Genomic DNA, 6,248 nt, shown 5'->3' with positions numbered 1-6,248 from the left:
GCGCTGCAGCGTTAATAGAAAAAGTAGAACGTATTCGTGTAAATCAATACAATCAAGTTGTTGGCTACAACAATATATTTGCCATTGGCGACATAGCATCAATGGAAACCGAAAAATATCCCCAAGGACATCCAATGATGGCACAACCAGCTTTGCAACAAGGCGATTTATTGGGCGAAAATATTATAAAATTAGTACATAAAAAACCACTAAAACCTTTCGAATACAACGATAAAGGTTCTATGGCAACCATAGGAAGAAATCTTGCTGTTGTAGATTTACCAAACTACCATTTCAGTGGAATATTTGCTTGGTTTGTATGGATGATAGTACATTTGTACTCACTAATTGGTTTTAAAAATAAAGCTGTAGTTTTTTTAAATTGGGTGTACAATTACATTCGTTTTGATAGAGAAGGACGATTAATTATTAGACCATTTAAAAAGAAAAGTTTTACAACTTTTACTAGTGATGAAGTTTAGTCAGTTGTGAGTTTTGAGTTGTGAGTTAAATCATCTAAGATTTGATAAATCAGATTATGGTAAAATTTTTAAAAGATATTAAAGCCAATTTATCAATTTTAAGATCAATTATAAATTAACTCGTTGGGTGTAATTTATTAAAATGTTTTAAAATTCACTTTTCAATTAAATATAAAGTCAATTAGATGTCTAATTTCAGTCTGAGTCTAGCTTTTGCTGACTAAGTAAAGACCTTTAAAAACGAACATTTCGACAAGCTCAATGTGACAATTCGTAAAATATTAGCATAAAAAATAACTGCAAACAACGGTTTAAATTTACGTATTCCAAACCAAAACTCAAAACTCAAAACTCAAAACTCAAAAATCGTAACTCGTAACCCAAAACTCAAAACCGATTATAATTGATAAGCAAATCAATAAACTTACTGTAACTTTCCATTCCATCTTGTTGCTGATTCATTTTTAAAAAAGTATCATAAAATACTTCAAAACCGCTATCAATAAACGTGTGATAACTTTCCCAAAACAATTTATCTTCTTTAAAATTTTCTAGTATTCCAGCATTAATTTTATCAAAATAAATTGTTACATTTTCACCTTTCAATGCTTCAATATTTCGTAAAGAATATTTTAAAGCCAAAGTATAAGCAGCATATTTAAAATACAAATCGTCATTTTTTACACTGGCTAAAAACCCAATAAAATTACATTCACTTTCGCTGGCATAACCCATTTGATGTGCCATTTCGTGATTAACAACCATTGCAAATCCATTCATTGGAACTTTATAATTTACTTGTGCCTCATTTGTAAACGGATTCAAATAACCACCAAATCCCATATAAGTTAAGGGTAAACTAAACAATGATTTCTTTCTACTTGGAATTTCATATTTAAAAAAAGGATATGTTTTTGCCAAATTATCATAACCATTCCGACTCATTTTAAATATAGAATCTTGAGAATAAGGAACAACAACTTTTGCATTTTTATCTTTAGTAATTTGCAAATGAACAGCATTAGTCTTTGCAATTAATTTATCAGTAAATTCAATCAAATCTTGTTCAGAATACGCTCTTTTAATATTCATTTTTTCAAATAATGGCACTCTGTAATAATTGAATGCCCATAGAATATGAAAGGCAAAATAAAATATAGAAACAAAACTTAAAACACTTAATAGGTTATTTTTCCAACTGATTTTCCACGATTTTCTTACTTTCCAAATCCATTTTAATATCCATAAAATTAAAATACTATAAAAAATATCTCCAACAGAAAACGGAATGCTTCCAAACAATGTTCTAGAAAATCTAGAAATATATACGAATAATCCGTTGCTGTAAAATCGTTCTACAATCTCTGGAAAAAAGGCAATTATTTTCAAAAATAGTATTTGAAAAAATAGAAACAAAGGTAAAATGAACTTGCGCTTCACAAAGATTATTTTTTGTTATAAAAATACTTATAAATATAGAAGTAGAATTTCTTTTTTGTAAATTTGTGAATCAAATATAAGTTTTATGACACAAATCACTTTAAATATTCCTAATAATGAATTAAGTTTCTTTATTAAATTGATTGAAAAGTTTAATTATGAAACTGTAAGCAATGATTTTTCAATGAATTAAGAGATAAAAGATTTATTAGATGAAAGAAGAGCTACAACTAAAATGGATGATTTTATTCCTTGGAATGAGGTAAAAATACTCAAACATTAAAAAATAAAATTAATTAATCCTCAAATTTTAGTGTAATTTTTAAAACAATATAATAAGTGAGAATTCGTGAAATTCGTGTAAAAAATAAATACAATAAATAATCTTCACCTTTTTAGTGAAATTTTCAAAACTATATAATTGGTAAAAATTCGTGAATTGAAAATCATCGAATACAATAATAAACAATCACGAATAAGATAAATTTGTGTCAAATAATAAAAAATGAGCCAAGAAATAAGAAACTTAGAACCAAAAAATCTTTGGAATAAATTTGCCGATTTAAACGCAGTACCAAGACCATCCAAAAAAGAAGAACGCGTAATTGAATTTATAAAAAACTTTGGAACCAGTTTAGCATTAGAAACTTTTGAAGACGAAATAAGAAACGTAATCATAAGAAAACCTGCAACTGCCGGAATGGAAAATCGTAAAGCTTTGGTTTTACAAGGACATTTAGATATGGTACATCAAAAAAATAATGATACCAATTTCGATTTTTTAACACAAGGAATTGATATGTATGTTGATGGTGATTGGGTTCGCGCTCGAGGAACAACTCTTGGCGCAGATAATGGACTTGGAGTTGCAATGATAATGGCAATTTTAGAAAGTAAAGACATAAAACATCCAGCAATTGAAGCCCTTTTTACAATTGATGAAGAAACAGGAATGACTGGCGCATTGAACCTAAAAGGCGGAATATTAAAAGGAGAAATTCTTTTAAATATGGATACCGAAGAAGATGATGAAATTGACATAGGTTGTGCTGGCGGAATTGACGTAACAGCAAACAGAAGCTACAATCAAGAGGAAACTCCAGAAAGTTCTGTAGGTTATACAATAACGGTTAAAAGTTTAAATGGCGGACATTCTGGAATGGATATTCACAAAGGTTTGGGAAATGCCAACAAAATTATGAACCGTTTATTATTTGACGGATTTGAAAATTTTGGATTGCAAATTGCCGAAATATCTGGTGGAAGTTTGCGCAATGCAATTCCGAGAGAAAGTGTTGCCAAAGTTATTGTTGCAACAATGTATGAAGAAGCTTTTGTATTTGATATGCAAGAAATTATAAACGATATTAAAACCGAATTTAAAACTACCGAACCAAACTTAACAATTGAAATAGATAAATCAGACTTGCCAACTAATGTAATGGATTTAGGAGTTCAAGAAGGTTTGTTACGTTCTATTTATGCTGCTCACAATGGCGTTTACAGAATGTCTGCCGATATGGAAGATTTAGTAGAAACTTCTAATAATATTGCAAGAGTAGTAGTAAAAGATGGCGAAATTTCTATTCAGAATTTAACAAGATCATCTGTAGAAACATCTAAGATGGATTTGGCAAATAGTTTACGTTCTGCTTACGAATTGTTTGGTTGTGAAGTAACCTTTGGAGGAAGTTATCCAGGTTGGACACCCAATGTAAAATCGGAAATTTTAGATGTACTAGTAAAAATATACGAAAAACAAAACAATGAAAAACCAAAAGTTGTAGCATGTCACGCAGGTTTAGAATGTGGCATTCTAGGAACAAATTATCCAGATATGGACATGATTTCTTTTGGACCAACCATTCACGGAGCACATTCACCAGACGAAAGAGCTTCTATAAAATCGTCTCAAAAGTTTTATAAATATGTTTTGGAGATTTTGGAGAATATTCCTGAGAGAAAATAGTATTAAGATTTAAAGTATTAAGAATTAATATAAAACTCGTTTAGAAATAAGCGAGTTTTTTTGTTCTTTTTAGTTCAGTAAAGTTACTTTTTTGTTATAAAACTGATTTTGAAATTAAACTATTTCATTGTCTCACTGAGCGCAGTCGAAGTGGTTTGAAATATAATAAAACCTCGTTTAGAAATAGCGAGTTTTTTTATCCAAATCATTCATTCTTCCTCATAAACCCAACAATCTCATCAAATCGATTGCTCCAAGGAAAAAAGTACTGTGTCATCATAGAAACGTGTTTTTTATTCAAAATAATAGGTTGCACATTAGGTTGAAATTTGTGTAATTCTTTTATAAAACGATCGTTAGAAACTTGAATACTTTCGTAAGTTTTAGTTCCGCCAGTGTAAATCATAAATGGTGGCGAATTCTTGTCTAAAAAATAAATTGGCGATGCATTTTTCCATGTTTCAGAATTGTTTGTCCACGTTGTTAAATAATCATCTTTTTGTGTTGGAGGAATTTCTTCTAGATAATGTTTCATATCTAAACCTGCGGCATCATTCAGAATTATACCTTTTATAATAGTTTTATCTTGTAAATATTTAGAATTTGTACCAACCAAAGCAATTAAATGTCCGCCAGCAGAATGTCCAGTTAAGAAAATTTCATTTGGGTTTCCCTTATAGTTTGCAATGTTTTCTTTCGCCCATTCTACAGCTTTTGCTACTTGTATTGCCATTTCATCATAATTGGCATTCGGACTCAAAGTGTAACCCACAACAACCGTTGTAATTCCTTTTTTGGCAAAGTTTCTTCCAAAGAATCCGTAAGTTTTTTTATCGCCAGAATTCCAATTTCCACCGTGAACAAATACCAAAACTGGATTGTTATTAAACTTAGAATTTCTAGGTTTAAAAACATTTAATGTTGGATTTTTATCTGAAGATGTATTTGCTAAATAATCTATATTTTTAAACTTTTTAGAAGCACAACTTGTAAAAAAAAGAATTAAAAAAAGGAATGTTAAAAGTGAAAATAATCGCATAATTTTTTATTACAAAATAAGTTAAAATCATGATGTAAAAGTTTATACAATCTATTAATTATGTTGTATAATTTATGTTTTTTTAAATAATCAAATGATTTTTTTCTGAAAAAAAAACGAATATTCTAGGTTAAATTATCTAAAATTCCAACAGCAAGTTCTGCCCAAATTATTAAAAACAAAATTAAAATAAAGATACAAATGCCAATTCGAGTTTTAGTATTTTTTATATTTTGAAGTACAAAATTACAAGCAAAACCTGTAACTAATAGAAGCAATCCTGCCAAAATAAAATCCATTAAAGACCAATTTACTTCATTGGTAAATTGCATTGCTAGTAATGGAATTAGTAATAGTGTAGTTACTATTAGGAAGATGATTTTGTATGGTTTTTTCAATGAATTTTTTTTACATTATTTATTAAAATTGATTTACCAGAATTCTAAGTTAAAACCAACTTTAAAGTTTGCCTAAAATCTTAATTGCCTAAAACCGCTTTGCTTGATGCACAACTAAAATTTTTCAACAAAATTAGATTTTAATGATTTTTTAAAAATATAACTAGCTGATTTTTAAATACAATTTGTTTTTTAAATTTATACAAAATCAAGTTTTAGCAGATTTATTTAATTGTGCAACAAGCATCGCTATTGGCAGATTGCTTTATTATTAAATTTTAAATTTTCCTTTGTAATCTTCCATATTAGTATAAATTCTTATTCCTAATATTCTCCAATCTCTTGTTCCAATTATTTGGTAATTATATGAATTGTCATTATTCTTTGTAATGTCAACTTTTGAAGCTTTCCAATCAATTCCACTCACAAATCCTGTCATCATTGTGTTAGCATTAATAATTCTAACCTGTTGATCATATTCCTTAAATGTAATCGTTGCGCTAATTATAGTTACTAATTTTTTTTCTAAAATTACATCTTCAGTAAAGATATGACCATTAATTTTTTCTTCACCTACAATTTTGCTTTCGTCTTTAATTTCAAAAGTTTTTACTTTATTGTTTTCAACGTTTGGTTTATCAATAAATGACATTAGTCCAAGAACAAAAATTAATGTTGCAATTCCTCCCAGATTTTCACGGACAATTTTAAATACTTTAAAGCAAATAATTATAAAGTAAACAAGTATTGCAGTATTAAATATTCCCCAAAGTAATTCTAACATATTTTTAAATTTTAGTTAATTTCCTTTTCGCGTTCAGTTTTTGTCTTGTCCTAAAATACGTTGACTATTTTTGGATTAATAATTATTTCAAAAATAGTGAATTGTAGTCGGAATATTGATAAGTTTAGAAAAAATC

The 6,248-nt window shown here is 28.3% G+C and carries 6 protein-coding genes; 2 read left to right on the top strand and 4 right to left on the bottom strand.

Annotation, left to right across the window (positions count from 1 at the left end; all coding sequences use genetic code 11):
* Window positions 1-482 (top strand): NAD(P)/FAD-dependent oxidoreductase (locus tag ACH2BC_RS09145; RefSeq protein WP_395053692.1); only part of this gene is annotated, 482 nt, incomplete at its 5' end.
* Between the two features lie 387 nt (window positions 483-869).
* Here ACH2BC_RS09145 and ACH2BC_RS09140 read toward each other — a convergent pair.
* Complete coding sequence (locus ACH2BC_RS09140) at window positions 870-1,871, bottom strand: DUF3810 domain-containing protein (protein ID WP_395053691.1); 1,002 nt, start codon at window positions 1,869-1,871, stop codon at window positions 870-872.
* Between the two features lie 556 nt (window positions 1,872-2,427).
* On the opposite strand from ACH2BC_RS09140, the gene ACH2BC_RS09135 reads away from it, so the two are divergent.
* Window positions 2,428-3,891, top strand: a complete 1,464-nt coding sequence (locus ACH2BC_RS09135; RefSeq protein WP_395053690.1) for an aminoacyl-histidine dipeptidase — start codon at window positions 2,428-2,430, stop codon at window positions 3,889-3,891.
* A 205-nt stretch (window positions 3,892-4,096) separates the two neighbouring features.
* Here ACH2BC_RS09135 and ACH2BC_RS09130 read toward each other — a convergent pair whose 3' ends face one another.
* From ACH2BC_RS09130 to ACH2BC_RS09120, 3 genes are all read right to left on the bottom strand, one after another.
* The gene (locus ACH2BC_RS09130) at window positions 4,097-4,930 is read right to left on the bottom strand and encodes an alpha/beta hydrolase (protein WP_395053689.1); all 834 of its coding nucleotides are present in this window, start codon (window positions 4,928-4,930) and stop codon (window positions 4,097-4,099) included.
* Window positions 4,931-5,055: 125 nt separating this feature from the next.
* Window positions 5,056-5,328 carry a hypothetical protein gene (locus ACH2BC_RS09125; RefSeq protein WP_395053688.1) on the bottom strand — a complete coding sequence of 91 codons (273 nt, stop codon included), beginning with the start codon at window positions 5,326-5,328 and terminating at the stop codon, window positions 5,056-5,058.
* A gap of 271 nt (window positions 5,329-5,599) precedes the next feature.
* On the bottom strand, window positions 5,600-6,112 hold the full coding sequence (locus ACH2BC_RS09120; RefSeq protein WP_395053687.1) for a hypothetical protein: 513 nt from the start codon (window positions 6,110-6,112) through the stop codon (window positions 5,600-5,602).
* Between the last annotated feature and the right edge of the window lie 136 nt (window positions 6,113-6,248).

This window comes from Flavobacterium sp., from assembly GCF_043760115.1.
In the GTDB taxonomy this organism is placed as follows: Bacteria; Bacteroidota; Bacteroidia; order Flavobacteriales; family Flavobacteriaceae; genus Flavobacterium.
Note: the sequence above shows the minus strand (reverse complement) of the source record. Positions and strands in the feature narration are given on the sequence as shown.

What these genes read in the sequence shown, in the direction of transcription:
- ACH2BC_RS09135 (WP_395053690.1), top strand. Translation starts at nt 2,428, where the DNA reads ATGAGCCAAGAAATAAGAAACTTAGAACCAAAAAATCTTTGGAATAAA.
- ACH2BC_RS09130 (WP_395053689.1), bottom strand. Translation starts at nt 4,930, where the DNA reads ATGCGATTATTTTCACTTTTAACATTCCTTTTTTTAATTCTTTTTTTT.
- ACH2BC_RS09120 (WP_395053687.1), bottom strand. Translation starts at nt 6,112, where the DNA reads ATGTTAGAATTACTTTGGGGAATATTTAATACTGCAATACTTGTTTAC.